The organism is Aurantimonas marina (genome assembly GCF_017183135.1).
Lineage (GTDB): Bacteria > Pseudomonadota > Alphaproteobacteria > Rhizobiales > Rhizobiaceae > Aurantimonas > Aurantimonas marina.
In genome coordinates this window covers 550,062-572,871 of sequence record NZ_JADDXW010000001.1, presented here as the reverse complement: position 1 = coordinate 572,871, position 22,810 = coordinate 550,062, and the positions used below count along the sequence as shown (strand labels likewise).

At 64.2% G+C, this 22,810-nt stretch carries 29 protein-coding genes and 1 tRNA gene; 23 read left to right on the top strand and 7 right to left on the bottom strand.

What is annotated here, in order from left to right; all coding sequences use genetic code 11:
• The 11 genes from ING15_RS02735 to ING15_RS02685 all read left to right on the top strand — a co-directional run.
• On the top strand, positions 1 to 199 hold a 199-nt coding region (locus tag ING15_RS02735; RefSeq protein ID WP_206453260.1), incomplete at its 5' end, for a hypothetical protein.
• A complete protein-coding gene (locus tag ING15_RS02730) occupies positions 199 to 498 on the top strand; it encodes an STAS domain-containing protein (RefSeq protein WP_206453208.1) in 300 nt (99 codons plus the stop codon). The genes ING15_RS02735 and ING15_RS02730, both read left to right, overlap by 1 nt.
• On the top strand, positions 495 to 866 hold the full coding sequence (locus tag ING15_RS02725; RefSeq protein WP_206453207.1) for a response regulator: 372 nt from the start codon (positions 495 to 497) through the stop codon (positions 864 to 866). Before ING15_RS02730 ends, ING15_RS02725 begins: the two co-directional genes overlap by 4 nt.
• 83 nt (positions 867 to 949) lie before the next feature.
• A complete protein-coding gene (locus ING15_RS02720; RefSeq protein ID WP_206453206.1) occupies positions 950 to 3,253 on the top strand; it encodes a chemotaxis protein CheA in 2,304 nt (767 codons plus the stop codon).
• Positions 3,254 to 3,258: 5 nt separating this feature from the next.
• Positions 3,259 to 3,744 (top strand): chemotaxis protein CheW, encoded by a 486-nt coding sequence (locus ING15_RS02715; RefSeq protein WP_206453205.1) that lies wholly within the window; start codon positions 3,259 to 3,261, stop codon positions 3,742 to 3,744.
• A 190-nt stretch (positions 3,745 to 3,934) separates the two neighbouring features.
• The gene (locus ING15_RS02710; RefSeq protein WP_206453259.1) at positions 3,935 to 4,780 is read left to right on the top strand and encodes a CheR family methyltransferase; all 846 of its coding nucleotides are present in this window, start codon (positions 3,935 to 3,937) and stop codon (positions 4,778 to 4,780) included.
• A gap of 144 nt (positions 4,781 to 4,924) precedes the next feature.
• Entirely contained in the window at positions 4,925 to 5,953 is a 1,029-nt protein-coding gene (locus ING15_RS02705; protein ID WP_206453258.1) for a protein-glutamate methylesterase/protein-glutamine glutaminase, read from the top strand.
• A 94-nt stretch (positions 5,954 to 6,047) separates the two neighbouring features.
• Positions 6,048 to 6,437 carry a response regulator gene (locus ING15_RS02700; RefSeq protein WP_206453204.1) on the top strand — a complete coding sequence of 130 codons (390 nt, stop codon included), beginning with the start codon at positions 6,048 to 6,050 and terminating at the stop codon, positions 6,435 to 6,437.
• On the top strand, positions 6,437 to 6,976 hold the full coding sequence (locus ING15_RS02695) for a chemotaxis protein CheD (RefSeq protein WP_206453203.1): 540 nt from the start codon (positions 6,437 to 6,439) through the stop codon (positions 6,974 to 6,976). Before ING15_RS02700 ends, ING15_RS02695 begins: the two co-directional genes overlap by 1 nt.
• 74 nt (positions 6,977 to 7,050) lie before the next feature.
• The gene (locus ING15_RS02690; protein ID WP_206453202.1) at positions 7,051 to 7,407 is read left to right on the top strand and encodes a hypothetical protein; all 357 of its coding nucleotides are present in this window, start codon (positions 7,051 to 7,053) and stop codon (positions 7,405 to 7,407) included.
• Between the two features lie 249 nt (positions 7,408 to 7,656).
• The gene (locus tag ING15_RS02685) at positions 7,657 to 8,760 is read left to right on the top strand and encodes a YeeE/YedE family protein (RefSeq protein WP_206453201.1); all 1,104 of its coding nucleotides are present in this window, start codon (positions 7,657 to 7,659) and stop codon (positions 8,758 to 8,760) included.
• An 8-nt stretch (positions 8,761 to 8,768) separates the two neighbouring features.
• Here the strand turns inward: ING15_RS02685 and ING15_RS02680 are convergent, their stop codons facing one another.
• Positions 8,769 to 9,737 carry an NADPH:quinone oxidoreductase family protein gene (locus ING15_RS02680; RefSeq protein ID WP_206453200.1) on the bottom strand — a complete coding sequence of 323 codons (969 nt, stop codon included), beginning with the start codon at positions 9,735 to 9,737 and terminating at the stop codon, positions 8,769 to 8,771.
• A 132-nt stretch (positions 9,738 to 9,869) separates the two neighbouring features.
• Between ING15_RS02680 and ING15_RS19910 the strand changes: the two genes are divergently transcribed.
• Both ING15_RS19910 and ING15_RS02670 read left to right on the top strand, forming a co-directional pair.
• A complete protein-coding gene (locus tag ING15_RS19910) occupies positions 9,870 to 10,121 on the top strand; it encodes a DUF4258 domain-containing protein (RefSeq protein WP_206453199.1) in 252 nt (83 codons plus the stop codon).
• Entirely contained in the window at positions 10,118 to 10,312 is a 195-nt protein-coding gene (locus tag ING15_RS02670; RefSeq protein ID WP_206453198.1) for a DUF2283 domain-containing protein, read from the top strand. The genes ING15_RS19910 and ING15_RS02670 overlap by 4 nt, the downstream gene beginning before the upstream one ends.
• 34 nt (positions 10,313 to 10,346) lie before the next feature.
• Here the strand turns inward: ING15_RS02670 and ING15_RS02665 are convergent, their stop codons facing one another.
• Entirely contained in the window at positions 10,347 to 11,585 is a 1,239-nt protein-coding gene (locus ING15_RS02665) for an acyl-CoA dehydrogenase family protein (RefSeq protein ID WP_206453197.1), read from the bottom strand.
• Positions 11,582 to 12,343, bottom strand: a complete 762-nt coding sequence (locus tag ING15_RS02660; protein WP_206453196.1) for a TetR/AcrR family transcriptional regulator — start codon at positions 12,341 to 12,343, stop codon at positions 11,582 to 11,584. Before ING15_RS02660 ends, ING15_RS02665 begins: the two co-directional genes overlap by 4 nt.
• A 109-nt stretch (positions 12,344 to 12,452) precedes the next feature.
• Here ING15_RS02660 and ING15_RS02655 point away from each other — a divergent pair, with 109 nt between their 5' ends.
• From ING15_RS02655 to ING15_RS02610, 10 genes are all read left to right on the top strand, one after another.
• Positions 12,453 to 13,271: an SDR family oxidoreductase gene (locus tag ING15_RS02655; protein WP_206453257.1), complete on the top strand. Its 819-nt coding sequence runs from the start codon at positions 12,453 to 12,455 to the stop codon at positions 13,269 to 13,271.
• Positions 13,271 to 13,783 (top strand): MaoC family dehydratase, encoded by a 513-nt coding sequence (locus ING15_RS02650; RefSeq protein ID WP_206453195.1) that lies wholly within the window; start codon positions 13,271 to 13,273, stop codon positions 13,781 to 13,783. The genes ING15_RS02655 and ING15_RS02650 overlap by 1 nt, the downstream gene beginning before the upstream one ends.
• A 51-nt stretch (positions 13,784 to 13,834) precedes the next feature.
• Complete coding sequence (locus ING15_RS02645) at positions 13,835 to 15,037, top strand: acetyl-CoA C-acyltransferase (protein ID WP_206453194.1); 1,203 nt, start codon at positions 13,835 to 13,837, stop codon at positions 15,035 to 15,037.
• Positions 15,038 to 15,047: 10 nt separating this feature from the next.
• A complete protein-coding gene (locus tag ING15_RS02640) occupies positions 15,048 to 16,091 on the top strand; it encodes a phosphotransferase family protein (RefSeq protein WP_206453193.1) in 1,044 nt (347 codons plus the stop codon).
• Between the two features lie 4 nt (positions 16,092 to 16,095).
• Positions 16,096 to 16,866, top strand: coding sequence for an SDR family NAD(P)-dependent oxidoreductase (locus tag ING15_RS02635; RefSeq protein WP_206453192.1), 771 nt, complete (start codon positions 16,096 to 16,098; stop codon positions 16,864 to 16,866).
• An 83-nt stretch (positions 16,867 to 16,949) separates the two neighbouring features.
• Positions 16,950 to 17,507 (top strand): thioredoxin family protein, encoded by a 558-nt coding sequence (locus ING15_RS02630; protein ID WP_206453191.1) that lies wholly within the window; start codon positions 16,950 to 16,952, stop codon positions 17,505 to 17,507.
• The gene (gene gph, locus ING15_RS02625) at positions 17,507 to 18,202 is read left to right on the top strand and encodes a phosphoglycolate phosphatase (RefSeq protein ID WP_206453190.1); all 696 of its coding nucleotides are present in this window, start codon (positions 17,507 to 17,509) and stop codon (positions 18,200 to 18,202) included. Before ING15_RS02630 ends, gph begins: the two co-directional genes overlap by 1 nt.
• Before the next feature lie 426 nt (positions 18,203 to 18,628).
• Positions 18,629 to 18,991: a DUF2934 domain-containing protein gene (locus ING15_RS02620; RefSeq protein WP_206453189.1), complete on the top strand. Its 363-nt coding sequence runs from the start codon at positions 18,629 to 18,631 to the stop codon at positions 18,989 to 18,991.
• 180 nt (positions 18,992 to 19,171) lie between these two features.
• Positions 19,172 to 20,038 carry a TIGR02587 family membrane protein gene (locus tag ING15_RS02615; RefSeq protein WP_206453188.1) on the top strand — a complete coding sequence of 289 codons (867 nt, stop codon included), beginning with the start codon at positions 19,172 to 19,174 and terminating at the stop codon, positions 20,036 to 20,038.
• Positions 20,039 to 20,049: 11 nt separating this feature from the next.
• On the top strand, positions 20,050 to 20,478 hold the full coding sequence (locus ING15_RS02610) for a TIGR02588 family protein (protein ID WP_206453187.1): 429 nt from the start codon (positions 20,050 to 20,052) through the stop codon (positions 20,476 to 20,478).
• Positions 20,479 to 20,529: 51 nt separating this feature from the next.
• Here the strand turns inward: ING15_RS02610 and ING15_RS02605 are convergent, their stop codons facing one another.
• The 4 genes from ING15_RS02605 to ING15_RS02590 all read right to left on the bottom strand — a co-directional run bounded on the left by ING15_RS02605 (position 20,530) and on the right by ING15_RS02590 (position 22,665).
• Complete coding sequence (locus ING15_RS02605; protein WP_206453186.1) at positions 20,530 to 20,865, bottom strand: YkgJ family cysteine cluster protein; 336 nt, start codon at positions 20,863 to 20,865, stop codon at positions 20,530 to 20,532.
• A 101-nt stretch (positions 20,866 to 20,966) separates the two neighbouring features.
• Entirely contained in the window at positions 20,967 to 21,332 is a 366-nt protein-coding gene (locus ING15_RS02600; RefSeq protein WP_206453185.1) for a DUF1622 domain-containing protein, read from the bottom strand.
• Between the two features lie 165 nt (positions 21,333 to 21,497).
• Positions 21,498 to 22,427: a DUF5655 domain-containing protein gene (locus tag ING15_RS02595; RefSeq protein ID WP_206453184.1), complete on the bottom strand. Its 930-nt coding sequence runs from the start codon at positions 22,425 to 22,427 to the stop codon at positions 21,498 to 21,500.
• A gap of 162 nt (positions 22,428 to 22,589) precedes the next feature.
• A tRNA-Thr gene (locus ING15_RS02590) sits at positions 22,590 to 22,665 on the bottom strand.
• Between the last annotated feature and the right edge of the window lie 145 nt (positions 22,666 to 22,810).

Sequence of the window (22,810 nt, the reverse complement as noted above, 5' to 3'; positions counted from 1 at the left end):
GAGCGCGATGGCGCAGTTCAAGACCGCGGCCTCGGCCGGCGGCGGACGGGGGCAGGCGTCGCGGTCCGGTGGCAACGCCGCCCCCAACCGGGCAAGGCCGGCGACCGCGTCGCGCGGCGTGCCCCAGATGAAGACCACCGGCCGCGGCGGCGCCGCCCGGGCCGAACAGACCAACACCGACAGCTGGGAAGAGTTCTGATGGCAAAGAAAGCAACACGTGCAGGGGCTGCGGTTGAACTCCCCGGCATCCTTGATCTGAAGGCGGCGGGCCCGCTCTTCGACCAACTCCTGACGCTGCGGGGCAAGCCGGTCACGGTCGACGCCGCCAGCGTGGAGAAGGTGGGTGCGCAGTGCATCCAGATTCTTCATTCGGCCGCCGCGACGTGGCGTGCGGACGAGGTCGCATTCACCGTCGTCGAGCCGTCGGAGACGTTTTGCTCCGGACTCGACCTTCTCGGTCTTTCGGGAACCTTCAGCCAAAAGGATATCGCGGCATGAGCAGGACCATTCTGACAATCGATGATTCGCGAACCATGCGCGAGATGCTTCGAGCGACGCTGACATCGTCCGGCTTCCTCGTGGTCCAGGCCGAGGACGGCGCCCACGGCATCGAGGTTCTGCAGGGGATGGAGGTCGAGCCCGACGTCATCATCACCGACATCAACATGCCGCGCAAAGACGGGTTTCAGTTCATCGAGGAGGTACGCGTCGATCCCAGTCGCCGGGCGATTCCGATCCTTGTCCTGACCACTGAAAGCGATGCGGAAAAGAAGCAGCGCGCGCGCCTCGCCGGCGCGACCGGCTGGATCGTCAAGCCGTTCGATCCCGTCAAACTGCTCGACGCGATCAATCGCGTCGCTGCGTAACATAATTCGGAAAGCGCCTGGCAAGCTTGAGGCCGTAACAAGGGTCCGACTTCCAGGTTCGAAGGCGAGAATAGGGTAGCACTATGGATGCGATGGCTGAAATCCGGCAGACCTTTTTCGAGGAATGCGCCGAGCAGCTTGCCGAGCTCGAAGCGGGTCTGCTCGCGATCGAGAACGGCGAGGCGGACGCCGATACGGTCAACGCCGTTTTCCGCGCCGTGCACTCGATCAAGGGCGGCGCCGGCGCCTTCAGCCTGGATGATCTCGTTCGTTTCGCCCACATTTTCGAGACGACGCTGGATGAACTGCGCTCGGACCGGCTGGAAGCCAGCGATGTCGTGGTCAAAGTCATGCTACGGGCCGCCGATGCCCTGGCCGACCTGGTGACGGTCGCCCGTGACGGCGGCACGGCCGATGCATCCCGCAACGAGGGCTTGGCCACCGAGCTCAAGGATCTGGTGGCGGCCGCCAAGGGCGAAAGCCCGGCGGAGGCCGCCGCGGCCGAGCCGGAGCCGGACGACGCAGCCGACGACGCGGACGATGACTTCGGGTTCGTTCCCGTCGCCGTCGACCTCGACGAGCTGATCGGCGGCGGTGGCGGCGGCGACCAAGTCTATCGAATCGTCTTCCGTCCGCACGCCGCCCTCTATGCCAAGGCGAACGACAGTGTTCGCGTCCTCCGCGATCTGCTCGAGCTAGGCGAGGGGAACGTCCAATGCGACACGAGCGAGATTCCGCTTCTGTCCGATCTCGATCCCGAGGGCGCCTATTTCACCTTTACCATCGATCTGACGACAGCGGAGGGCGAAGAGAAGATCCGGGAGGTCTTCGAATTCGTCGAAGATGATTGTGACCTTTCGATCGAGCGAATCCTGGATCCGGAAACAGGATCGGACGATGGCGCCGTCGATGTCGATTCGGATCTGGCCGACCTTCTGGCGAGCCTACGCGGCGAAACGTCGAACGAGGCGGCTGCCGACGCCGCACCGGCCGCCAAGGCGGACAAGCCCAAACCATCCAAGCCGGTGACGGCGGAGCAGCCTGCCCCGGCGCCGGCCGGATCAACGACGCCGGCTGCCGAGCCGGAAGCTTCCGCTGCAGCCCCAGTTGGTGCGCCGGTGGAGAAACCAGCGAAGGCCGATGCGAGCGAGGCCAAATCCGCCAATGTCGGCGGCAGCCCGACCCAGACGATCCGCGTCGACCTCGAACGCGTCGACCGGCTGATCGATCTGGTCGGCGAACTCGTCATTCATCAGGTCATGCTTTCCCAGAGAACCTATCAGGCCGGGCTTGCCCGCGCTTCGGAGGTCGCCGTCGGTCTTGACGAACTCGAACAGCTGACCCGCGAGATCCAGGACAGCGTCATGGCGATCCGGGCGCAGCCGGTGAAATCGGTGTTCCAGCGGTTGCCGCGCCTTGCCCGCGAGGTCGCGGAGATCTCCGGCAAGACCGTCCGGCTGGTCACCGAGGGTGAGTGGACCGAGGTCGACAAGACCGTGATCGAGCGGCTGGCCGACCCGCTGACCCACATGCTGCGCAACGCCATCGACCACGGGCTGGAAAAGCCCGACGTGCGACTGGCTGCCGGCAAGCCGGAAGAGGGCACGGTCAAGGTCGCCGCAATGCACCGCTCGGGCCGCATCGTCATCGAAATCACCGATGACGGAGCCGGTATCAATCGCCCGAAAGTGCGCGAGATCGCCGTCTCCAAGGGCCTGGTCCCGGCAGAGGCCAATCTTTCGGACGAAGAGATCGACAACCTCATCTTCATGCCGGGCTTTTCAACGGCAAGCGAAATCTCCGAGCTTTCGGGCCGCGGCGTCGGCATGGATGTGGTGAAACGCTCGATCCAGGCGCTGGGCGGGCGGGTATCGATCACCTCCAAACCTGGAAAGGGCTCCACCTTCACCATGAGTCTGCCGCTGACGCTGGCAGTGCTCGACGGAATGATCGTGACGGTCGGAGACCAGACGGCGGTGGTGCCGCTGACAGCGATCATCGAGACGCTGCAGCCGAAGCCGGAAGAGGTGAAGGGCTTTGGCGGCGATGCGCGGTTGATCAAGGTGCGCGACGCCTTCCTGCCCCTCGTCGATGTCGCCCGCGAACTGGCCTATACGTCGACCCCGACCAATGCGACGACCGGTGTCGCGATCCTCGTGGAGGCCGAGAACGGCACCCGCTCGGCGCTTCTGGTGGATGCGATCCAGGGGCAGCGCCAGGTCGTCATCAAGAGCCTTGAAGCCAATTATCGCCGCGTTCCGGGCATCGCCGCCGCGACGATCCTCGGCGACGGGCGTGTCGCGCTCATTCTCGATGTCGACGTGATCGTGGCCACGTCGCGCACCGACGGTATTCACAGCAACGGACTTCAGCAGGCAGCGGAGTGAAATCGATGACGAATCAAGTTGGCAATCCCGGCGAGAACGACAACAAGGGCGAGGGAAACGGCCGCGAGTTGATCGCCTTCCGGATCGGGGAACAGGAATTCTGCGTCGACATCATGTCGGTGCGCGAGATTCGCGGCTGGACGGCGGCAACGCCGCTCCCGCATGCGCCCTCCTATGTCAACGGCGTGATCAATCTGCGCGGCGCGGTGCTGCCGATCGTCGACCTCGCCGCACGGCTGGGCTTCGCCAGGACCGAAGCCAGCGCGCGCAGTGTCATCATCGTGGTGCGTGCCGAGCACCAGCTGTTCGGCCTGCTCGTCGACGCCGTCTCCGATATCCTCACGGTGACGGACGACGCGCTGCAGCCGACGCCCGATATCGCTTCGGAACTGGCGAAACAATTCGTCAGGGGCGTCATGGCGATCGAAGGACGCATGATCTCGCTGATCGCAACAGACAATGTCTTGCCACAACTTCAAGCCGCGGCGTGACGTAGAACTACCAAAGTCCCTCCGCAGGGAGGATCGAAATCGGGTGCTGCCCCGTCTGGCCCGGCGTAAACGCGCCGAACGCCTACGGCTGGCCAGGGAGTAACACGCTGTGAGTGTTGATAGACAGCAGGAGAAGACCGTAAGGCCGCGAGGCTCCGCGTCCGCTTCGATCGTCGCCGGCGAGTTCCCGATGACGGAAGCCGACTTTCTGAAGATCGCGGGAATGCTTTACGAAGACGCGGGTATTCATCTGACCACGTCCAAGGCGACTTTGGTCTATTCCCGCCTGTCGAAGCGGCTGCGCAGTCTGGGTATGCGGAGTTTCAAAGACTATTGCGAAATGGTCAGCGAAGCGGGTGGCGCGAGCGAGCGCATGACCATGCTCGCCTCGCTCACGACGAACGTCACGCAGTTCTTTCGCGAAAAGCACCATTTCGATCACCTGCGGGAGCACTTCCTTCCGCCGCTGCTGAGCGCTGCCAAGGGCGGTGGGCGCGTGCGCATGTGGTCGGCGGGGTGCTCCACCGGACACGAACCCTATTCGATCGCGATGACGCTGCTCTCGCTCATGCCGGATGCGGCCGATCACGATATCCGCATTCTCGCCTCCGATATCGATCCCAATGTCGTGGCCACCGGACGGGCGGGGGTCTACGCATCCAGCGAACTGGAAGCCGTGCCGGCCGATATGCGTCGCCGCTGGTTTCGGCCGGCAAGTCCGGACAGCGGCGCGCCCTCCTCCGGCGGGATCAACGAAATGGCGTTCGAGGTGGTCGATGCCATGCGTGATCTGGTGGCGTTCCGCGAATTGAATCTGATTGGCCAGTGGCCGATGAAGGGCAAGTTCGACGCGATCTTTTGCCGCAACGTCACGATCTATTTCGATCAGCAGACGCGAGAACGCGTGTGGAGCCGCTTCGCCGAGCGCATCCAGCCGGGCGGCTTTCTCTATGTCGGCCACTCCGAACGGCTGGCGGGAGCGGCCACCAAGGTGATGACCTATGACACCAACACGTCCTATCGCAAGACGGGCTGAGGGCAGAGCGTTGAATAGATCCCGTCTCCCCCTTCTACCGAATCATCACGGTGAGCGCGTGCATCGCACAAGGGAGAGCGATGGCGCGCCGAAGCCTGGCCATTCGTCAGCCGGCCGCGCCGCGAGCAAGAGGAAATCGTGAGTATGTCTCCTGCCAGAGTCCTCGTGGTCGACGATTCATTGACGATGCGCGCGCTTATTCGCCATGCGCTGAATGGCGACCCGGGAATCGAGGTGGTCGGCGAAGCGTCCGATCCCTTTGAAGCACGCAAGAAAATGAAGTCGCTCGATCCGGACGTCGTCACCCTGGACGTCGAGATGCCGAACATGAACGGCATCGAATTCCTGCAGAAGATCATGACGTTGCGCCCGACGCCGGTGATCATGGTATCCAATCTGACGGCACCGGGAGCGGCCGTTACGCTCGAGGCGCTGGAGATCGGGGCATTCGATTGCATCGCCAAGCCGGGTCCCAGCAGCAACACCTTTGAAATCCTGCCCGACCTGATCAAGGAGGCCAAACGCGCCAAGGCTGGCCTGGTCAAGCGACGGACAGCCGCTGTCGAACACGCCGGTAACGGCGCGGCGAACAGTGTTCTGGCCCGGTCGCAATCCGGCCCGGACCTTATCGGCATCGGATCATCGACGGGCGGCGTCGAGGCGTTGATGCAGGTGCTCGCCGAGTTCCCCGCCGACTGCCCCCCGACGCTCATCGTTCAGCATCTCCCGGCCGCATTCACCGCCTCCTTTGCGGCACGGCTCGATCGGATCTGTCCCGCCCATGTCAGCGAGGCCAAGGACGGCGAAGCGATTCGCCAGGGCCATGTCTATCTCGCCCCGGGCGGCAGCCGTCACATGATGCTGCGAAAGGGAACCCAGTTGACCATCGCGCTGGTGGCAGACGAGCCGGTCTGCGGACACCGACCGTCGGTCGATGTGCTGTTCGCGTCGATCGCGAAGAATTTCAAGGACCGATCGACCGGCGTGATTCTCACCGGGATGGGCCGGGATGGCGCGCAGGGGCTTCTGCAAATGCGGAAGGGAGGGTCCCGGACCCTGGCTCAGGACGAGGAAACCTCGCTCGTCTACGGCATGCCGCGCGTCGCCCACGAGATCGGCGCCGCGCAAAAGCGACTGCCGCTGTCGCGTGTGGCGCGGGAGATCTTCGTATGAACCGCTCGCAAAGCGAAACCTCTATAAAAAACGCAGCGAAATTGAGGATAGATTCATCAAATTCGCTTGTAATGCGGTCGAAAGGAACAACGCCATGGGCATTGTAGATCAATTGAAGGTTCTGATCGTCGACGATCATAGAACAAGCCGCATGCTCATTCGTGATGCGCTAGAACAACTTGGCATCAAGAACATCGTCTTTGCAGTCGATGGCGAAGAGGCGCTGCGAACGATGATGTCGGCCCCATGCCATATCATCATCTCGGACTTCAACATGCCCAAGCTCGACGGTATCCAGCTCTTGAAGGCCGTGCGTTCCTACGCGCCGACCAAGAAGACGCCGTTTATCATCCTTACCGGCGCGGGCGACCGGGAGCTGGTGCAAAAGGCCGCGCAGCTCGGCGTGAACAATTTCCTGGCCAAGCCCATTACTGTGCCCGTGCTCAAGAAGACCATGGAAGCCGTTGTCGGGCGTCTGCAGTAATGACGGGGCGAAGCGAAGGACGACGCGTCCATGTCATGCAAGGCGAAGCCAAGGTTGACGAAGGTCCGGACACGATCCTGACCACGCTTCTGGGCTCTTGTGTCGCCGCCTGCATCCGGGATCCGGGTGCCGGCGTCGGTGGGATGAATCACTTTCTGCTGCCGGGAAGCAGCGGTCAGGAGGGCGCGCGGGCGGAAAGCTTCGGTCTTTATCTGATGGAGCTGTTGATCAACGGACTGCTGCAGCGTGGCGCGCGGCGTGGACATCTCGAGGCAAAGCTGTTCGGCGGCGCGCGGGCGATGGATGGCCTGTCCGAAGTCGGCTCCAAGAATGCCGCCTTCGCAGAGCGTTTCCTGCAGATGGAGAACATCACCTATCTGGGCGGCAGTCTGGGCGGGGCCACGGGTCGGCGCATCGAATACTGGCCTCATTCGGGGCGCGCCCGGCAGATCTTCTTCGAGAAAGCCGTGATGCCGCCCATCAAGGTTGCGCCTCCGATCAGAAAGCCGCAGTCGATCGGAGAAGTCGAACTGTTTTGACACGACCAAGAGCCAGCGCGGCAATTCCTTCGCGATCCACCGAGCGCCGATTCCACCAACCAAAGCGTAGCGTCATGACCACGAGCCCTCTGCCCGATCTGCTGAAAATCCTTTCCGACGAGCTGAACGCTTTGGCGGAGATGACCGAAGCGATGCACGATCTGATCTGCACCGATCATCCGCGGCAGGATGCACCTTACGTACGCGCCGTGCAGAGCATTGATCGCACGCAGCAGACGCTCGAAAATCTCGCGACGTTTCTTGCGGTCGCTGGCGATCATGCGCCGGCCGAATACGAGGTCGCGCTGCAGTCGGCGCTCGAAACCGTCCGCCTGGGTGATCTGAAGAACCGGCTCGCCCTGTCGCGGCAGGCCATCACCAGCGCTTCCCAGCCGGTTGAACTTGGCGGCGATTTCGAGCTGTTCGCGTAACACGCCTCTGAACGACCAAGCCCCGGCCACTGGGCGACCACGCGCCCGTGATCGGCGCCGGGCAAGCACGGCCGCCTGGCACGGCGCCTCAGGGCTTCTCGACTGTCCCCGATGACGCTCTGGCATTTTCCCTCCGCTGGCCGCGCAGCGTACCGTCCTTCCTCGCTTGACATGGATCAAGGCGCCGGACGCCGAATTCATTCAAATATCCAAATATATCGTTTGGAATGACGAATGGAGGGTGGAGAGATGGATCTCGCCTCATTGATGGACCGGTTCGGCGAGACCCATGTTCTGGTGGCCGGCGGTGTCATCATCGGTTTCATGTTCGGCGCCTTTGCCCAGCGCAGTCGTTTTTGCCTGCGTTCGGCCGTGATCGAATTCCGCCGCCGCGAACCCGGCGCCAAACTCGTTGTTTGGCTGCTGGGTTTTTCGGCGGCGCTGGTCGGCGTGCAGGCCGCGATCCTGGCCGGTTGGCTCGATGTCTCGCAAAGCCGCATGCTGGCGGTCACCGGGAGCATGTCCGGCGCGGCGATCGGCGGTCTCCTGTTCGGTGTCGGGATGATCGCGTCGCGCGGCTGTGCCACCCGGCTACTCGTCCTCTCGGCCACCGGCAATCTCCGGGCGCTGCTGTCGGGCCTGGTTTTCGCTGTATCTGCCCAGGCCGCCTATCGCGGTCTGTTGTCGCCCTTGCGCAGCGAATTGTCAGGCTGGTGGCTGATCGACGGTGGCCCGGATCGCGATATCCTCGCCTGGCTCGGCGTCGGGCACGAGGTCGGCCTCGGCATCGGCCTCGTCTGGTTGGCCGCCGGCATCGCCGTGGCGCTCCACAAGCGGGTCAGATCACAAATCTGGATCGGCGCGCTCGGGGTGGGTCTCGCCATCCCGGCCGGCTGGCTGTTCACCTACGCCGCCTCGCAGACGGCATTCGGGATCGTGCCGACGGAATCGCTGACCTTTTCGGGCCCATCCGCCGACCTCCTCATGCTCACCCTGAATTGGCCTGACCACGCGGTCGATTTCGCTATCGGCATCATGCCGGGCGTCTTCCTCGGCTCGTTTACCGCCGCGTTGCTGGCCGGCGAGCTCAAGATCGAGAACTTCGACGGCGGGCACACCATGCCGCGCTATATCTTCGGCGCGGTGCTGATGGGTTTCGGCGCCATGCTGGCGGGCGGTTGCGCGGTGGGCGCCGGCGTCACCGGCGGTTCCATCCTCGCGGTGACCGCCTGGACGGCACTGATCGGCATGTGGATCGGCGCGATGCTGACCGACTGGGTCTTCGTTCGCCTTGGCGAGGAGACGGGATCGGTCTCCAGCCCGACGCTTTCAGGCGCGGCCCAGGCGTCCTAAAAAGCGGCCTACGGAACCAGGACGATCTTGCCGGTCGTCTGCCGGGCGTGGATGCGCTTGAGGACGTCGGCAGCGTCGGCGAGCGGCGCGCGCTCCGATACGTGTGGCTCGATTTGTCCGGTTGTCGCCCACTCCATCAGCTCGCGCATGTTGTCGGCAAAGACCTCCGGCTCCTTGCGGGTGAAGGCGCCCCAGAACACGCCGACGACGCTGTAGCCTTTGACGAGGGCAAGGTTCACCGGAAATTGCGGAATCGTGCCCGACGCAAACCCGATGACGAGGAGGCGGCCGTTCCACGCCATCGATCGCGACACCGCTTCGAAGGCTTCGCCGCCGACCGGATCGAAGGCGACGTCGACGCCCTTGCTATCGGTCAGCCGCTTGATGTCGCCGCGAAGGTCGTCATAGCCGATGGCGACTTCGGCACCCTCCGAGACGGCGAGCGCCCGCTTGTCCTCCGAGGAGGCGACGGCGATGACCCGTGCCCCCATCGCCTGGCCGATCTGGACCGCCGCGAGCCCGGTGGCGCCGGCCGCGCCGAGAACCAGCAGCGTCTCGCCGGGTTGCAACGTCGCGCGCTGCTTCAGCGCGTGGTGCGCCGTGCCATAGCCGCAGAGGAGGGCGCAGGCTGCGCCGGCGTCCAAGTCCTCGGGAAGCGCCGTGCAGGCTGCCTCCTCGACCAGGACGCGCTGGGCATAGGCGCCGTTCTCCATGGAGGCGACGACACGGTCGCCGCGCCTGAAGCGCTCGGCGTCCGGGCCGAGTGCCACTATCTCGCCCGCCGCCTCCATGCCCGGGACGAAGGGTAGGTTCGGCTTTGCCTGATAGAGACCCTGGACCAATAGCCCGTCCGGATAGTTGACTCCGATCGCGTCGGGCCGGATTACGACTTGGCTGCCGGCGGGTGAGGGGTCGTCAACCTCCTTGTAGGCCAGCTTGTCGAGCGGACCATAATTCTCGCAGACGATGGCTTTCATGAAGCGGGCTCTTTCATTTCTTATTCGGTCAACCGACAAACATGCCGTCGCCCCTGCATTCTGCATGTTTCCGTATCCATACTGATCCGGCAGTCTCAACCCCGGTGCAAGGGTACGATCGGAGCGGCAACAATGAAGCGACTCGAATACTCACGGCACGCGGTTGAAGCACTCAGAGAACGGGAACTTGACGTCACTTGGATCGAACGGACCATTCGTGAAGCTGAGTGGACGATCCCTGACCCGCGCCGGGAGGGCGTCGAACGGCGCTTTCTTCGGATTCCCGAGCACGGGAATCGTGTACTTCGCGTCGCTCTGGTGGAATCTCCAGACAAAATCCGCATATTAACCGCATTCTTCGATCGAAGGGCGCGCCGGCTATGAGACCAACTGTCCACTACGACCGCGAATCGGATGCCGCCTATATCCGCTTTTCGCCGGAGCCCGTCATCGAGAGCGAGGAAGTCTCGGACGGCGTCGTTCTCGATTACGACACCGACGGCCGCATCGTCGGCATGGAGGTCATGGAGGCGAGCCGCCACCTTTCTCCCACAATTCTGACCGAAGCGGCATAAGCCTGCCGCCACGGAGCGCGCGAGAGGCAGCCGCTCACACCTTCTCCTGCGTGTGCTTCCTGAGTTCCCAGCGTGCGACCTGACGGCGATGCACGGCGTCCGGCCCGTCGGCGAGCCTGAGCGTTCTGAGATGCGTCCACATGCGTGCCAGCGGCACGTCCTGGCTGATACCGCCGCCGCCATGCATCTGCACCGCCTCGTCGACGACCTTCAGCGCCATGTTCGGCGCCACGACCTTGATCTGGCTGATCCACGGCGCGGCGGCCTTGGCGTCGCCCTGATCCATCATCCAGGCCGCCTTGAGGCACAGCAGCCGCGCCATCTCGATATCCATGCGGCATTCGGCGATGATGTCGAAATTGGCGCCCAGCTGGGCCAGCTTCTTGCCGAAGGCCTCGCGCCGCATCGCTCGCTTGCACATCAGTTCCAGCGCCGCCTCGGCGTGGCCGATCGCGCGCATGCAATGGTGGATGCGGCCGGGTCCGAGCCGCCCCTGGGCAATCTCGAAGCCGCGACCCTCGCCAAGAATCAGGTTTTCCTTCGGCACCCGAACGTCGGTGAATCGGATATGCATATGGCCGTGCGGGGCGTCGTCCTCGCCATAGACCGTCAGCGCTCGCATGACCTCGACGCCCGATGTGTCGGCGGGCACCAGGATCATCGAATGACGCTGGTGCTTGGGCTGGTCGTCGCCGCCGGTCTTCACCATCACGATATAGATCTTGCAGCGGGGGTCGCCGGCGCCCGTCGCCCACCATTTCTCGCCGTTGAGCACGTAGTCGTCGCCGTCGGCGACGCAGGACATGGCGATGTTGGTGGCGTCCGACGACGCGACGTCCGGCTCGGTCATCAGATAGGCGGAGCGGATTTCACCCTCTAGCAGCGGTTGCAGCCAGGGCTCCTGCTGCTCGGGCGTGCAATAGCGCTCGAACACTTCCATGTTGCCGGTGTCCGGCGCCGAACAGTTGAAGGTTTCGGCGCCGAGATGCGTCTTGCCCATCTCCTCGGCGAGATAGGCGTATTCGACGATCGTCAGGCCGGAGCCGCGTTCGGAATCGGTCAGCCAGAAGTTCCACAGGCCGCGGCTTTTGGCCTTGGCCTTGAGACCCTCGAGAAGGTCCCGCTGGCGATCGGTATAGACCCAGCGTTCGCCCTTCGACACTTCGGCGAGAAACTCCTCGCTTGCCGGGGCGATCTCGTCCCGGATCATGTCGCGGACGGCGGCATGGATCGGCTTCAAGCGGTCGGTCATGCCGAGGGCCATGTTGCTCATTGGTCGAACTCCTCCTCAAGAATGGCGCTGTCCGCACCGGCGCCGCGCAGGGCGAAATAGGCGATATCACGGGCGATGGCCCGCCGGTCGTCAGCGGTCTCGCCGTCGCGCTGGCGATACCAGAAAACCGGTGAATTGAGCACCGAAAGAAACGCCTTGCCGGCGATCGACGCATCGCGGACGGCGCCGAGATCGCCCTCTCGCGTGGCATCGGCGATGACGCCGCGGAACAGCATTTCGTAGCGGTCCCGCTCGGCGATGAGCCGCTCCAGCGTCGCGCGATCCTCCGGGGTCGACGGGCCGTTCACATGCTGGGAGACGCCCTGCAGGATGACATGCTGGAAATCGATGCGCTCCATCATCGTGAGCACATGGGCCTCGGCCATGGCGCGCAGCCGAGTGATGGCGCGGTCCCGCGAAGCGGCGTGGGGCTCGATCGCGGCGAAATCGAGCGCCATGCCATGCTGACAGACGTCGAAGAACAGGTCGTTCTTGGAGCGGTAATAATGGTAGACAAGGCCCTTGGTGGCTCCCATGCGCCGCGCGATATCGTCGATCGACGTCGCCGCGAGCCCCTTTTCGCCGAAAGCGCGGGCGGCCGCGGCCAGAAGCGCCGCAAGTGTCCCGTCGCACTCCGCCGCACTGCCGCGCGCGGCGGAAAAGTCGCGGTCGCGGCGCGAACGCGAGGAAGGGCCGGGAGGCCTACGCGCATCCTGTTCCTGCTTGCCGTCGTCGGCGTCGTGTTTTTCACTGACCATCGCCTCGCCACTGGACATACTCTTGGGTATGATGTCAATTGCGGGCGTTGAAAGTCCCTTGCAGGGGCTCGGCGCGCGGCCGGTCGACAGGAGAGGAATGCCGATGACGATGCCGATTCTGGACCGCCTGTTCGCGTTGAACGGCAAGACCGCGCTGGTCACCGGCGGTGCGACCGGCATCGGGCGGATGATCGCGACCGCGCTGGCCGGCGCCGGGGCGCGGGTCCTGATCGCCTCGCGCAAGGCCGAGGCTTGCGAGGCGACCGCCGCCGAGATCAACGCAGAGGGGCATCCCGGCACGGTTGAGGGTTTTGCCGGCGACGTGTCGAGCGAGGCGGGCGTGAAGGCGCTCGCGGCTGCAGTGATGGATCGCACCGACCGGCTCGAGATTCTATTCAACAATGCCGGCGTCTCCTGGGGCTCGCCCCTGGAGCAATTTCCCTACGACGCCTGGCAGAGGGTACTCGGCGTCAATGTCGCTGGCTTGTTCACCGTGACCCAGCAGCTTTTGCCGTTGCTGGAAAAATCCACACATGCCGACGATCCAGCGCGAATCGTCAATCTCGGCTCGGTGATGGGCGCGGCGCCGCTCAGCGAGAACGTCTATTCCTACGCGGCCTCGAAGGCGGCGGTGCATCATCTGACCCGCTGCCTCGCCAAGGAGTTGTCGGGCCGTCACATCACCGTCAATGCCCTCGCGCCCGGGCCTTTCCAGTCGAAGATGACGGCCTTCGCCACCGGCAGCGACGAAAAGGCTGCGGCGGTCGGGCGCGGCGTTCCCATGGGCCGGATCGGCTCGCCCGACGACATTGCGGGGGCCGCGCTGTTTCTTTGCGGGCGCGGCGGTGCATATACCACGGGCGCGATCCTGCCGCTCGATGGCGGCATCGGGGTCGAAACCGGACACGAACTGTTCCAGGAGGGCTGATGGGACTGGATTCCGTCGCCGCGACCGAAGCGGCGCTCAGGGCGCGCCTCGTGCCGCTCGACGTCTATCGCGCGCATCTCGACGGTGAGGCGTTCGTCTCCGACTGGGTGACCGTCGATCAGGCGATGATCGATACTTTCGCGACGGCGACCCACGATCACCAGTTCATCCATGTCGATCCCGAGCGCGCCAAGGCCGAAACGCCGTTCGGCGGGACGATCGCCCATGGCTTCCTGACATTGTCGCTGTTGTCGCCGCTCGCCTACGATGCGCTGCCGGGCGTCGAGACCACGAAGATGGGCATCAATTATGGCTTCGAGCGCGTCCGCTTCCTCAATCCGGTCAAGGCCGGACAGCGCGTGCGCGGTCGCTTCAGGATGATCGGGTTGACCGAGCGCGCCGTGAGCCTCCAGACCGCGTGGGACGCGACGGTCGAGATCGAGGGTGCGACGAAGCCTGCGCTGACGGCCCACTGGATCACGCTCGCCGTGCTGGAGCCGCCGTCGGACTGATTTCAGCCCGCAACCGAACGATAGTCGAAAAGAAGAAAGGGCAGCCCCGCCATGAGAGAAGCGGTCATCGTGTCGACGGCGCGCACGCCGATCGGCAAAGCCTATCGTGGCGCCTTCAACGACACCCAGGCGCAGGCCCTCGGCGCACATGCCATTCGCCACGCGGTCGAGCGGGCCGGCGTCGCTCCGGGGGAGATCGAGGATGTGGTGATGGGCGCCGCTTTGCAGCAGGGTTCAACCGGTACCAACATAGCGCGCCAATGCGCGCTCCGCGCCGGACTGCCCACAAGCGTCGCCGGCATGACGCTGGACCGGCAATGCGCGTCCGGCCTGATGGGGATCGCCGTGGCGGCGAAGCAGATCGTTCTCGACAACATGACGGTCGCCGTCGGCGGCGGACTGGAGTCGGTTTCGCTGGTCCAGAACGACAAGATGAACCTGTTTCGCGGGGTTGACCCCTGGCTGCGGGAACACCGGCCGGACCTTTACATGTCGATGCTGGAGACCGCCGAGATCGTCGCGGACCGCTACGGCATTTCACGCGAGGCGCAGGATGCGTATGCGCTGCAGTCGCAGCAGCGGACGGCCGAGGCCCAGGTCGCCGGGCGCGTCGACGACGAGATCGTACCGATGGCCGCGACGATGAAGGTCAAGGACAGGGAAACCGGTGAAATCTCTGACCGGGAGGTGACGCTTGACCGCGACGAGGGCAATCGCCCGCAGACGACCCTGGCCGATCTCGAAAAGCTGCAACCCGTCTTCAAGGACGGGCAGGAGGTGAAAGAAGGACGCTTCATCACCGCCGGCAATGCCTCGCAGCTGTCCGACGGCGCTTCGGCCGCAGTGCTGATGGAGGCAAGGGACGCCGAAAAGCGCGGGCTTCAGCCGCTCGGGCGCTATGCCGGCATAGCGGTCGCCGGCTGCGACCCGGACGAGATGGGCATCGGACCTGTCTTCGCCGTGCCGAAGCTCCTGGAGAAGAACGGCCTCAAGGTCGGCGACATCGGCCTTTGGGAGTTGAACGAGGCCTTCGCCAGCCAGGCGCTCTACTGCCGCGACAAGCTCGGCATTCCGAACGACATCCTCAATGTCGACGGTGGCGCGATCTCGATCGGCCATCCTTACGGCATGTCCGGTGCCCGGATGACCGGCCATGCGCTGATCGAAGGCAAGCGTCGCGGCGTGCGCTGGGTCGTCGTGACCATGTGCGTCGGCGGCGGCATGGGCGCCGCCGGCCTGTTCGAAGTCTTGTGAGCGGCGGGTCATGAGCGAGGAAACGGACGACCAGACCATCGACGAAGCGGCGCTCGGTGCCTATCTCGAATCTCATATCGAGGGATTCGCGGGCCTTGAGCAGGTCGTCAAGTTCCAGGCCGGCCAGTCGAACCCGACCTTTCGCCTCGACGCGGCGAGCGGTACCTATGTTCTGCGCGCCAAGCCGCCGGGAGAGCTGCTGAAATCCGCCCATCAGGTGGACCGGGAATTCAAGGTGATGAAGGCGCTCGCCGGCACCGACGTGCCGGTGCCGAAGATGCTGCATCTGGCGAATGGCTCTGATTCGCCGCTCGGCCGCACCTTCTTCGTCATGGAGCATCTCGACGGTCGGATTTTTTGGGACCCCTTGCTTCCGGAGCTCGACGCGGAGGAGCGCGGCGCGATCTACGACGCGATGAACGCGGCCCTCGCCGCATTGCATTCGGTCGATGTCGCGGCGGTGGGGCTGTCGGATTTCGGCCGGCCGGGCAATTACTTCGATCGGCAATTGTCGCGTTGGTCGGAGCAGTATCGCCAGTCCAAGACTGACGAGATCGATGACATGGACACACTGATCGACTGGCTAGAGGAGAATTTGCCGGAGGACGACGGCGCGACCAGCCTCGTGCATGGCGACTACCGGCTCGACAACATCATGTTTCGTAAGGACAAGCCGGAGATCCTGGCGATCCTCGACTGGGAGCTCTCGACCCTCGGCCATCCGCTTGCCGATCTGGCCTATCAGTGCATGCAGTGGCGGTTGCCGCATGTCGGCTCGTTCAAGGGGCTCGGCGATGCCGACCGGTCGTCGCTGGGCATCCCGACCGAAGCGCAATATGTCGCCCATTATTGCGAGCGGCGCGGGCTCAAGGGCATCGACAACTGGCCGTTCTATCTCGCCTTCTCGTTCTTCCGTCTGGCTGCGATCCTGCAAGGCGTCTTCAAGCGCTATACCCAGGGCAACGCCTCCAATCCGGAGAAGGCCAAGTCCTACGGCCGCAGCGTTCCGGTGATCGCAGGCCTCGCCGTCGAGCTCATCCGGGACGAGGGCTGACCCGATGCGCCGATTCGATAGCCTGAGCGTGCTTGTCTCCGGCGCGGCCGGTGGTTTCGGCCGCTCGATCGCCAGGGCCTTTGCCGCCGAAGGGGCAAAGCTTCTCGTCACCGATCTCGACGACGCGGCGCTTGCGGCGTCCGCCAAGGATATTCCCGATACCGAGATCGTGACGCTTGCCGGCGACGTCTCGCGCGAGGCGACGGCGCAAGCGCTGGTCGAGACCGCGATCGCGCGCTTCGGCGGCCTCGACATCGCCATCAACAATGCCGGCATCGTCCACGCCTACAAGCGTCTGTCGACCATCGATGCCGCCGAGGCGGAACGGGTGATCGCGATCGACCTGATGGGCGTCTTCTTCGCCATGAAGCACCAATTGGCCGCGATGGAAGCCCGGTTTGCACGCGAGGGCAGGGGCGGCACCATCGTCAATGTCGCCTCGGTCGCCGGGCTGAAGGGCGCGCCGCTCCTGTCGGTCTATGCCGCCGCCAAGCACGGCGTCGTCGGCCTGACCCGCTCGGCCGCCGCCGAGACCGCCCGGCGCGGCATCAGGGTCAACGCCGTCTGTCCGTCCTTCGCCCGCACGGCGATGGTGCTCGGCGACGACGCGGAGGCCGATTCGGAGGAGGAGAAGCGGATCGTGCGCGGCATCCCGATGCGCCGGCTCGCCGAGGTCGAGGAGGTGGTCACCGCGGTGCTGTTCGCCGCCGATCCGGCCAATGGTTTCATGACGGGGGCGGTCCTGCCCGTCGACGGCGGGCTGTCGGCGATCTGAGCGGGGCGTCGTCGCGCCAGCTCGATTTTCGCGCGGTTTGCCCTTAATCGAAGGACGGTACTTGAGCGAGGAGGAGTCTCACCATGGCGGCACAACCCCCGATCTGCGATTTCGGCTGGCAGGCAGTGGACGCGGAACTGCCCGGCGTCGACGGCAATACCCACCGGATCTTCGACCACAAGGGTCCGAACGGCCTCCTGGTCGCCTTCATCTGCAATCACTGCCCCTATGTGAAAGCGGTGATCGACCGGCTGGTGCGCGATGCCAAGGAACTCGCGGAGCTCGGCATCGGCACGGTCGCCATCTCGTCGAACGATGCCTCCGCCTATCCGGAGGATTCGTTCGAGAACATGAAGCGCTTTGCCGAAGAGCACGGCTTCCCATTCCCCTATCTCCATGACGAGGACCAGAGCGTGGCGCGGGCCTATGGCGCCGTCTGCACGCCGGACTTCTTCGGCTTCAACGGCGATCTCGGCCTGCAATATCGCGGCCGTATCGACGCCTCGCGCAAGCAGGCGACGCCGGGCGACACCGGGCGCGATCTCTTCAATGCCATGAAGCAGGTTGCCGAAACCGGCGAGGGCCCCGCTGAACAGGTGCCTTCGATCGGCTGTTCGATCAAATGGAAGGATGCCGCCTGATGGCCGGTGTGTCATGGCCGAAAGCGGTCCTGTTCGATCTGGATGGAACGCTCATCGATTCGGCGCCCGACATTCACGAATCGCTCAACCAGACGCTGGCAAGCTACGGCGAACCGCCCTTCACCCTGGAAGCGGTGACAAGAATGATCGGCGGCGGCGTGCCGAAGCTGATCGAGCGGGCCTATGCGGCGCTCGGCAAACAGATCGACCGGGCCAGCCGCGACAAGGTCGCCGAGCGGTTCCTCGCGATCTACGAGCCGCGCGCGACCGAACTGACGACGCTGACGGCCGGCGCCAGCGAGGCGACGCGGGCCTTCAGCGACGCAGGTGTTCCGATCGGCGTTGTCACCAACAAGCCGGAAGCGGCGACGCGCGAGATACTCGCCCATTTCGGCCTGCTGGACCTTCTTGATGCGGTCGTCGGCGGTGACGCCGGCCCCGAGAAGAAACCGGCGCCGGGCCTGTTGCTGCTGGCCTGCGAGCGGCTCGGCCTCGGCGTTGGCGATGTCGTCTTCGTCGGCGATAGCGAGAACGATGTCGAGGCGGCCCTGGCCGCCGGGATAGCCGTTGTGGCGGTGCGCGGCGGCTACACGGCGATCATGCCGGAAGAGCTCGGCGCGGATGCGCTGGTCGACCGGGTCGACGCCGTTCCGGCGGTGCTGGAAACGCTTCGCGCGCGGACGAAGGTGGGGTGATCGTTAACCGCCCACCGAGTTCGTCCTTCGACAAGACCTGGCCTCGCCCTAAATAAGGCGAAGATACGGCAGTCAGCCCGCGCCCTGGACGCGGCGCATGAAGGTCAAAGCGTATGAGTTACAGAAGTGCCGAAATGGGCATGTTGTGGGCGACCATCGCGGTGTGGTCGATCCTCGTGGTCGCGGCTTTGATGACGTCCCGCCTCAGCGGCTGAGCGCGGACAGGGCCATTTCAAGAATACCCATTGACCCGGCGCCAAACGCGGCGCGATGATGCCGACTGGCCCGATGCTGAGTCTCGCGAGCACAAGTGGCGGGCTTGCCGCAGTCGTTTTCCCGGCTGCGCATATTGTTTCATCATGCGTCCTTACGGATGGTTCAGGCCGTACTATATTTTCGATCCAACTGACATCGGGAGACGAGGCGATGGTGAAGGTGGACAACGCTGAGGCGATCCGCAGACTTGCCTATGAAATTTGGGAGCGGGAGGGCCGTCCGAGCGGCCGCGAACACGAGCATTGGGCGGAGGCCAATCGGGAGTTCGCCAGGCGCAATCCGCCGCAACCCCTGCGAATGAACGAGCAACCGCGCTGGAACCGCATCGACGCCGAACGGCACGAGGCGGAAGCCTTGCGGCGGGCGCTGTGGACCCCGGAGCCGTTTTCGGCGGAGCTGTTCGGCCGCGAGCCGCCACGCGTCGGCCGGGGCGCGGTAGGACGGCGGGCGCGACCGCTCCCGCAGACGCCGAACGCGATGCGAACGGCGACGAGGAGCGATGTCCGGTCTTAGTGACGAGCGGACAGGGTCCTCTCCCGCCGTTACCGGTGCAGCAACAGCCGCTCGGCAAGCAGGGCGCAGCCGGTGAAGTCGCGACGAGGTCAGGAATAGAATTGCGTATGCGGGGACGGTTGTCGCGCGGCATCGCGCCGCCGCCGAGCGCGGAAGCTGGCGATTGCAAGGAGACGAGCGATGCAGGGCGCGGAGGATCCGCCGTCGCCTCGGTGGCCGAGCAACGCGCCGCGCTCCGAGCCCCGACAAATCGTCGTCGGGCTGGGGCGCGCTTTCGGCGGTGCGCTGATCTTCGCGCTGCCCATGATCATGACCATGGAGATGTGGTGGCTCGGCTTTTATATCGACCGGTTTCGCCTGGCGCTGCTGTTGATCCTGACCATCCCGGTTCTGGCGCTGTTGTCCTCTCATGCCGGCTTTCAGAAAACCTCCGACTGGAAAGATGATCTGCGCGACGCGGCGATCGCCTACGGGATCGGCATCCTCGCGAGCGCCGTCGTGCTGGCGACATTCGGCCTGCTCCGCTTCGATATGCCGCTCGACGAGATTGTGGGGAAGATCGCCATTCAGGCGGTTCCGGCGAGCATCGGCGCCATCCTCGGGCGCAGCCAGCTCGGCGGCGGCAAGACGCAGCCGTCCGAAGGCCCGGAGGAAGTGAACTATGCCAGCGAACTGTTCCTGATGAGCATTGGCGCGCTGTTCCTCGGCCTCAATGTCGCGCCGACCGAGGAGATGGTGCTCATTTCCTACAAAATGACCGCGTGGCATGCCGTCGCGCTCATCGTGCTGTCGATCCTGTTGATGCAAGGTTTCGTCTATGCGGTGGAGTTCCACGGCGAGGAATCGCTGCCGCCCGGCACGCCCTGGTGGAGCGCCTTCCTGCGCTTCACCCTGGTCGGCTATGTGCTCGCGGCGCTGATCAGCCTCTATGTGCTGTGGACCTTTGGGCGGACCGACGGGGTGGCCTCTCCGGAAATCCTGCGGGCCGTGGTCGTGCTTGGCTTCCCCGCCGCGATCGGCGCCGCCGCCGCCCGCTTGATCTTGTAAGGAAGATATCGATGGGCCGGGATCAGCGGGAGGATGCGGACGAAGCGGACAACGGAACTCCGGCGGGCAAGCCGCACCCGATCGAGTGGATCGTCGGCGGGGTATCCGCGGTGGTCGTGCTGTCCATGATCGGCTTCATCCTGTTCGAGGCGTTTAGCGCGACGGGCCGGACGCCGCGACTGGCAGTGACGGCCGGCCGCATCGAGACGATGGCGAACGGGTTTCGCATAGGCTTTCGCGCTTTCAACGGCGGTGACACCACCGCGGCGGAGGTGACGGTCGAAGGCAGCCTGATGGACGGCGACAAGATGGTGGAGACCAGCGAGGTCACGCTCGACTACGTTCCCGGCCATTCCGAACGTCGCGGCGGCCTCCTGTTCATCAAATATCCGGGCCAATACCGCTTGGAATTGAAGGCGAAGAGCTACCGGGAGCCTTGACGATCGCGGCGGATGTCGGCGGCCAGACACTCGCCGTTGCCGTGCTCGGCTCTACGCCTCGCAGACCGCGTTGCCCTGCGGCGTGACCGCGGTATCATCCAGTCCGAAAGCTCGGCGCGCCATCAGACAGTCGTCACCGCCCGGAACGCAGGCGCGACAGACCTGGGGGCGCAGGGCGTAGATCGCGCAGGAGGTTGCGCTTCCGACGCGGCCGACAAGCGCCGAGCAGCGCGCGCCGTCGCAACGCATGCCGCTGAGATCGGCGGCGACGAATTTTTCCGGAATCCTGTCCAGATCGGCCTCGGCCTCGGTCGAAAAGCGCGGCCATGTCGGCGAATAGGAGCAGCAGGCCCCGCAGGCCTGGCAGTCGAAGGGCGGTGCGATCATGCGGCTGTCTAGCATGGATGGCGGGGAGGGGGCTGCAGCTACTTTTCCGCTTCGCATCGCAGATGGTCTGGCAACTGCGGACATCCGGCTGCGTGTCACGTTCAATTCTGATGTCGGGGCTCTTGCGCGCGGCGCCACGGCCAGCGGCCCTCGATCTCGACTTCGAGCGAAAAGCTGAGGAAGGTTCGGATCAGGACGATGCCTGCCAACACCGCAACGCTCTCCAGGGTCGGCTCGATCGCGACCGTGTTGATGATGTCGGCCGCGACGAGGAATTCCAGCCCCAGCAGGATCGCGCGGCCGAGCCCGGACCGAAAACGGTGAAAGCTGGCGGAAACATTGCCTGCGGTGCGGTCGCGCAGAAACGTCACGGTCGCCGTAATCGTGCCAACCACGATGACGATGATCCCGACGATTTCGATGCTCCGGGTCGTCCAGAGCAATAGCTGCTTAAGCTCTTCTTCCATCGATAGTCCTTCGGTATCAGTCCGTTTTTCAGTGTTGAAACCCCACCAGGCGTCACGCCGCGGCTCCCCTCTTGCGGCACAATAACTGGACATTCTCATCGGATTGGTAGGACACTGTTTGAGAGAGCCCTTCGCAAACGAGAGTCGATCGGTTGGTTGCGCCAGTCAGGCACCGTCGTAGCTGCGATCCATCAACGGCTTGGCTTTGTCCAACGACGCGCTATCGGTGATGATGACTTCCAGGTCGCCGGTCCCGAAGTGACCGATATTGCGCACGTCGCGCGTGAAACCCGGTTCAAGCTGCACGCTATCGGGATCGACCTTCACGAAGACCTTGATGTGTCGAATTTGCGGTTTCACCTCGACACATGCGAAATTCTTCAGTCGGCGGAAGGCGACGTAGTTGTCGAGGGTTTTCAATTGCACGTCGTCGCCGAGCGCCAATAAATACGCCTTGATCGCCTCATATAGATCGAGCAACTCCTGGTCGGCATCGGCCAGATACTGGGTGACGGTTTTCTGACGCGAGCGTGGACGGTTCAAAACGGGTTCACCCAGTCCAGTACCCTCGCCAGAAAAGTCCCGCGCCGGGCGTTCGGACGTCGATGTTAGCAGCTCGAACAGCAGAAGCTCCTCGCCGAAACGGCGGTAGCGGACGAGTTCGATGTTGCGGTTCATCTGGTTGACCGCATGCGCGTCATACTTGGTGAAGTCGCCGGCGATGCAGATCAACCGAGGCGAGCCCCACTCCACCGCCTTCGCTTGATCCTGCCCGTAACGCTCCAGCACCAGCCATTCGAAGTCGCGTTGGTGGTCCATCAACCAATCGAGATAGAACAGCCCCTGGTTGATGACGTTCTCGTTGCTGGCTCGTTTGTACTCGATGATGACCGGCGAACCGTTTTCGTCGATGCCGAGGGAATCCATTCGCCCGCCATTTGTCGTCATGAACTCCGAAGCGAGAAATCGGACGCCGAGAAACGCGTCCATGTTGCGTTCGATGAGCAACTGGAGCGACTTTTCCAGCGCGACCGCGCTGCCCCGAAGTTCGATGACCGATGAGCTTGTCGTGCGAAAGAGTTTGATGTCGCTCATGATGCCCTCGTTGAAGCCATGAGCGTCGTTGTAACAGACCAATCACCGTTGCCCAGCAACCTGAGCATTTCCAGTCAGTGGAAGTGCATAATCGGTGCACCGGGTAACGATCCGTTTCCACCACGCGATACGGAGCACTGATCGCGAAAAATTTCGAGGGAATGGTGCCGCTTGCGTGACTCGAACACGCGACCCCATCATTACGAATGATGTGCTCTACCAACTGAGCTAAAGCGGCCTTGGTCCGGCAGGCGGAACACCCGAGGACGGCGTCCTGATACCCGCAAACGGCGCCCGGTTCAAGCCGCAATGCGCAAGGGGCGCGTCGGGCGAGCTGCGCGCGGGGACATTTTCGGGAACACCTTGGCATGCGGCGTTGCCTG

Excerpts from the sequence above, each read along its gene's own strand:
- ING15_RS02730 (WP_206453208.1), top strand. The coding sequence starts at position 199 with ATGGCAAAGAAAGCAACACGTGCAGGGGCTGCGGTTGAACTCCCCGGC.
- ING15_RS02725 (WP_206453207.1), top strand. The coding sequence starts at position 495 with ATGAGCAGGACCATTCTGACAATCGATGATTCGCGAACCATGCGCGAG.
- ING15_RS02720 (WP_206453206.1), top strand. The coding sequence starts at position 950 with ATGGATGCGATGGCTGAAATCCGGCAGACCTTTTTCGAGGAATGCGCC.
- ING15_RS02715 (WP_206453205.1), top strand. The coding sequence starts at position 3,259 with ATGACGAATCAAGTTGGCAATCCCGGCGAGAACGACAACAAGGGCGAG.
- ING15_RS02710 (WP_206453259.1), top strand. The coding sequence starts at position 3,935 with ATGACGGAAGCCGACTTTCTGAAGATCGCGGGAATGCTTTACGAAGAC.
- ING15_RS02705 (WP_206453258.1), top strand. The coding sequence starts at position 4,925 with ATGTCTCCTGCCAGAGTCCTCGTGGTCGACGATTCATTGACGATGCGC.
- ING15_RS02700 (WP_206453204.1), top strand. The coding sequence starts at position 6,048 with ATGGGCATTGTAGATCAATTGAAGGTTCTGATCGTCGACGATCATAGA.
- ING15_RS02695 (WP_206453203.1), top strand. The coding sequence starts at position 6,437 with ATGACGGGGCGAAGCGAAGGACGACGCGTCCATGTCATGCAAGGCGAA.
- ING15_RS02690 (WP_206453202.1), top strand. The coding sequence starts at position 7,051 with ATGACCACGAGCCCTCTGCCCGATCTGCTGAAAATCCTTTCCGACGAG.
- ING15_RS02685 (WP_206453201.1), top strand. The coding sequence starts at position 7,657 with ATGGATCTCGCCTCATTGATGGACCGGTTCGGCGAGACCCATGTTCTG.
- ING15_RS02680 (WP_206453200.1), bottom strand. The coding sequence starts at position 9,737 with ATGAAAGCCATCGTCTGCGAGAATTATGGTCCGCTCGACAAGCTGGCC.
- ING15_RS19910 (WP_206453199.1), top strand. The coding sequence starts at position 9,870 with ATGAAGCGACTCGAATACTCACGGCACGCGGTTGAAGCACTCAGAGAA.
- ING15_RS02670 (WP_206453198.1), top strand. The coding sequence starts at position 10,118 with ATGAGACCAACTGTCCACTACGACCGCGAATCGGATGCCGCCTATATC.
- ING15_RS02665 (WP_206453197.1), bottom strand. The coding sequence starts at position 11,585 with ATGAGCAACATGGCCCTCGGCATGACCGACCGCTTGAAGCCGATCCAT.
- ING15_RS02660 (WP_206453196.1), bottom strand. The coding sequence starts at position 12,343 with ATGGTCAGTGAAAAACACGACGCCGACGACGGCAAGCAGGAACAGGAT.
- ING15_RS02655 (WP_206453257.1), top strand. The coding sequence starts at position 12,453 with ATGCCGATTCTGGACCGCCTGTTCGCGTTGAACGGCAAGACCGCGCTG.
- ING15_RS02650 (WP_206453195.1), top strand. The coding sequence starts at position 13,271 with ATGGGACTGGATTCCGTCGCCGCGACCGAAGCGGCGCTCAGGGCGCGC.
- ING15_RS02645 (WP_206453194.1), top strand. The coding sequence starts at position 13,835 with ATGAGAGAAGCGGTCATCGTGTCGACGGCGCGCACGCCGATCGGCAAA.
- ING15_RS02640 (WP_206453193.1), top strand. The coding sequence starts at position 15,048 with ATGAGCGAGGAAACGGACGACCAGACCATCGACGAAGCGGCGCTCGGT.
- ING15_RS02635 (WP_206453192.1), top strand. The coding sequence starts at position 16,096 with ATGCGCCGATTCGATAGCCTGAGCGTGCTTGTCTCCGGCGCGGCCGGT.
- ING15_RS02630 (WP_206453191.1), top strand. The coding sequence starts at position 16,950 with ATGGCGGCACAACCCCCGATCTGCGATTTCGGCTGGCAGGCAGTGGAC.
- gph (WP_206453190.1), top strand. The coding sequence starts at position 17,507 with ATGGCCGGTGTGTCATGGCCGAAAGCGGTCCTGTTCGATCTGGATGGA.
- ING15_RS02620 (WP_206453189.1), top strand. The coding sequence starts at position 18,629 with ATGGTGAAGGTGGACAACGCTGAGGCGATCCGCAGACTTGCCTATGAA.
- ING15_RS02615 (WP_206453188.1), top strand. The coding sequence starts at position 19,172 with ATGCAGGGCGCGGAGGATCCGCCGTCGCCTCGGTGGCCGAGCAACGCG.
- ING15_RS02610 (WP_206453187.1), top strand. The coding sequence starts at position 20,050 with ATGGGCCGGGATCAGCGGGAGGATGCGGACGAAGCGGACAACGGAACT.
- ING15_RS02605 (WP_206453186.1), bottom strand. The coding sequence starts at position 20,865 with ATGATCGCACCGCCCTTCGACTGCCAGGCCTGCGGGGCCTGCTGCTCC.
- ING15_RS02600 (WP_206453185.1), bottom strand. The coding sequence starts at position 21,332 with ATGGAAGAAGAGCTTAAGCAGCTATTGCTCTGGACGACCCGGAGCATC.
- ING15_RS02595 (WP_206453184.1), bottom strand. The coding sequence starts at position 22,427 with ATGAGCGACATCAAACTCTTTCGCACGACAAGCTCATCGGTCATCGAA.